4 protein-coding genes are annotated in these 3,327 nt (G+C 62.8%); 2 read left to right on the top strand and 2 right to left on the bottom strand.

Annotation, left to right across the window (positions count from 1 at the left end):
* Window positions 1–144: 144 nt before the first annotated feature.
* Window positions 145–975 carry a phosphatase PAP2 family protein gene (locus EN925_RS28975; protein ID WP_127369229.1) on the top strand — a complete coding sequence of 277 codons (831 nt, stop codon included), beginning with the start codon at window positions 145–147 and terminating at the stop codon, window positions 973–975.
* A gap of 11 nt (window positions 976–986) precedes the next feature.
* Here EN925_RS28975 and EN925_RS28970 read toward each other — a convergent pair whose 3' ends face one another.
* The gene (locus tag EN925_RS28970; protein ID WP_127369230.1) at window positions 987–1,637 is read right to left on the bottom strand and encodes an FMN-binding negative transcriptional regulator; all 651 of its coding nucleotides are present in this window, start codon (window positions 1,635–1,637) and stop codon (window positions 987–989) included.
* A gap of 21 nt (window positions 1,638–1,658) precedes the next feature.
* Window positions 1,659–2,333, bottom strand: coding sequence for an alpha/beta hydrolase (locus tag EN925_RS28965; protein ID WP_013532163.1), 675 nt, complete (start codon window positions 2,331–2,333; stop codon window positions 1,659–1,661).
* A gap of 236 nt (window positions 2,334–2,569) precedes the next feature.
* Between EN925_RS28965 and EN925_RS28960 the strand changes: the two genes are divergently transcribed.
* The coding region (locus EN925_RS28960; RefSeq protein ID WP_128337107.1) for an aminotransferase class V-fold PLP-dependent enzyme at window positions 2,570–3,327 on the top strand (758 nt) is incomplete at its 3' end.

The following is a 3,327-nucleotide window of genomic DNA, read 5'->3' as shown; positions in this document are numbered from 1 at the left end:
GCGCAAGGCAAGTCGGCGAGCCGCGTTGCCGAGGTCGACGGCCTCAACTATTCGTCGGGAGACAAACTGTCGCTCGGCCTCTATCGTGTAAGCCAGTGACGGCTCGCCGATGCCCATAACGGCAACAATGGGGTCGAATTTCCTATGCTGGTGAAATCACGCCCGCCCGTTTCGAGCCTGCTCCTTGGCATAGGGCGCCGGTCGCTCGACAACTTTCGCGATACGATGCAGATCGCCAAAAGCCGCCTTGCCACCCGGCCGGCCAGATACCCGAATATTTTGTGGTCGGTCTGGGTGCTGGTCTGGGTCTTGCTGACGGCGGCGGCGTTTGTTCGTCTCGACACTCCGGCCGGAATGCTTCACGGCAAGTGGTCGGCGGGATTTGCCCGGACTGCCGACTTTTTCACCCAGTTCGGCCTGGGAGGCTGGTATATCATTCCCTCAGTGCTTCTGCTTGTCGCCGCGAACCTGACGGATTGGCGAAGCCTGTCGCGGCGCTCGCTGATGCTCCTCTACAACTGGACCTGCCTGGCTTTTCTGGTGCTGTGCGCCACCGGCCTGTCGGGGATCGCCGTCAATGTGCTGAAATATGCCATTGGCCGGGCTCGCCCGCTCTATTACGAGGACTTTGGCGTGCTGACCCTGCACCCCTTCGCTTTCGATGCGCGCTTCGCCGGCTTTCCGTCCGGCCATGGTACGACAATGGGCGCGGTGTTCGGGGTCGCTTTGCTGTTGTTTCCGCGGCGCTGGTACATCGCCCTGGCGATCACCGCCTGCATCGCCTCGACCCGTATCTTCGTTGGCGCGCACTATCCCAGTGACACCGTCGCCGGCTTCGGCCTTGGCTGCGGTTTCGCGCTTGCCTGCGGGATGGTCTTTGCCCGGTTCGGCTTCATCTTCCGGCCGACGCCGTCGGGACTGCCGGTCCGCAAGAGAACGTTTCGGCTGATCGGACCGACAAGGAAGGCTGCCTGAGCATTCGAAGTTCAGTTGCCGTCCAGTCCGCCATAGGATCTGACCAGGTCGGCCATGCCGGGCGATTGGTGGTCTTCGCTTTCGAGCCCCTGTGCAACGCCGACGCGATCGGCGACCGGCCGGTTCTGGCTGACCTTCCACTTGCCGTGGATTTCGCTGATCTCGATTTCCAGCCCGATAATGCCCTTGATCTGCGACTGGATGAAGGGCTCCGGCGCATCGGTCACCGCCCAGGGCGCGGCGCGGGCGCCTTCCTGGGAGACGGTCAGATCGGCGATCTGCTGCGCCAGCCAGTCCTGGTCATCCATCACCTTGACGGTGCCGCGAACCTGCACGATGGCATAATTCCAGGTCGGCACCACCTTGCCTGTCTCGCGCTTGGTCTCGTACCAGGACGGCGTCACATAGGCATCGCTGCCCTGGAAGACGATCAGCACGGGTGACGTCGGGTTGTCGGCCAACAGGCGCCATTGCGGGTTGGCCCGCGCCAGATGGGCGCGCAGCCTGCCGTTCGGCCCGATTTCCGGGTCGAGCAGGAACGGGATGGCGTTGGCGACCGGCCCATCGGGCCCGTTGGAAATCAACAGGCCTAGCGGATGCGTCCGGATCAGCCCGTGCAGGATTTCCGGCCGCGTTTCCCTGAAATGAGGAGGTTCGTACATCGCCGTCCCTGCTTTCTTTGCTTATCTCAGCCGCTTCGGCCGCGGATCCGACAATTCGCCGGCCAGCCGGCGGTCGAGATAGTCGGCGCATTCCTCGAGCAGCAGGTCGGCATCGTTGGAGAAGAAATGGTTGGCGCCGGGCAACGTCTTTTGGGTGATGGTGATGCCCTTCTGCGTGTGCAGCTTGTCGACCAGGCCCTGCACATCCTTTGGCGGCGCCACCTTGTCGGCATCGCCATGGATGATCAGGCCCGATGACGGGCAGGGCGCCAGGAACGAGAAATCATAGGTGTTGGGCTGCGGCGCGATCGAGATGAAGCCTTCGATCTCGGGCCGGCGCATCAGAAGCTGCATGCCGATCCAGGATCCGAACGAGTAGCCGGCGACCCAGCAGCTCTTGGAATCGGGATGCAGCGACTGCACCCAATCCAGCGCCGCAGCGGCATCCGACAACTCGCCGGTGCCGTGGTCGAATTCGCCCTGACTGCGGCCGATGCCGCGGAAATTGAAGCGAAGCGTGGTGAAGTCCCGCTTCTGGAACATGTAGAAGAGGTCGTAGACGATCTTGTTGTTCATCGTGCCGCCGAATTGCGGGTGCGGGTGCAGGACGATGGCAATCGGCGCGCTCTTTTCCTTGGAAGGCTGGTAGCGACCCTCCAGGCGGCCGGCAGGACCGGTGAAAATGACCTCAGGCATAAAATACTCCACTAGGTAATACGAATGCGCGGTGCCTGGAACGTTTCCTCTGGCCTTGACGCAGGGCGAGCGTCTTCTTAGAAGCTAGTTTAGAATTGTTCAAAACTGAGTGGCAAGACATCGAGCCCGGCCACCCGCGCCGCAAGCCGCGTAAATAGGACGGCTCGCCTTGGAATTTCAAGGAAATAACGCCATACGACGGCGGAATGGCTTCTGACGGGACTTGACGAACGAAAATGGCCGCAAAACGCGCCTATCTCGACTACAATGCCAGTGCGCCGCTGCTTGCCGCGGCCCGCGAAGCTATGGTCGCGGCGCTCGATGTCGCCGCCAATCCGTCATCGGTTCACGCCGAGGGGCGGGCGGCCCGCCGTCTGATCGAGACCGCAAGGCGTGACGTGGCGGCGCTCGTCAACGCCAAGCCCGAGCACGTCGTGTTCACCTCCGGTGCCACGGAAGCAGCCTCGACGCTGCTGTCACCCGACTGGCAGATGGGGCGCGGCACGGTGCGCATGAGCCGGCTTTACGTGTCGGAGGCCGATCATCCCTGCCTGTTGAACGGCGGACATTTCCCGTCAGCGCAGGTGACGCGGGTCGGCGTCGACGCCAACGGTATCGCCGATCTCGACGCGTTGGCGGCAGCGCTCAGTGGTCATGACAAGAGCGAAGGCCTGCCGCTGGTTGCCATCCACGCCGTCAACAACGAGACCGGCGTCATCCAGCCGATCGATCGCATCGCCGGGATCGTCAAGGCGGCGGGCGGCATCCTCATGGTCGACGCCGTGCAGGCCGCCGGGCGTGTTTCGATCGATCTATCAGCGGGTTACGCCGATTATCTGATTCTGTCCTCGCACAAGATCGGTGGTCCCAAGGGCGTCGGCGCCATCGTCGCGGCTTCGGATCTGATGATGCCGAAGCCGTTGATCAATGGCGGCGGTCAGGAAAAGGGCCATCGCGGCGGGACTGAAAACCTCGCTGCCATTGCCGGTTTTTG

This window comes from Mesorhizobium sp. M7A.F.Ca.US.006.04.2.1 (genome assembly GCF_004022915.1).
Classification (GTDB): Bacteria; Pseudomonadota; Alphaproteobacteria; order Rhizobiales; family Rhizobiaceae; genus Mesorhizobium; species Mesorhizobium ciceri.
Note: the sequence above shows the minus strand (reverse complement) of the source record. Positions and strands in the feature narration are given on the sequence as shown.

What these genes read in the sequence shown, in the direction of transcription:
- EN925_RS28975 (WP_127369229.1), top strand. Translation starts at nt 145, where the DNA reads ATGCTGGTGAAATCACGCCCGCCCGTTTCGAGCCTGCTCCTTGGCATA.
- EN925_RS28970 (WP_127369230.1), bottom strand. Translation starts at nt 1,637, where the DNA reads ATGTACGAACCTCCTCATTTCAGGGAAACGCGGCCGGAAATCCTGCAC.
- EN925_RS28965 (WP_013532163.1), bottom strand. Translation starts at nt 2,333, where the DNA reads ATGCCTGAGGTCATTTTCACCGGTCCTGCCGGCCGCCTGGAGGGTCGC.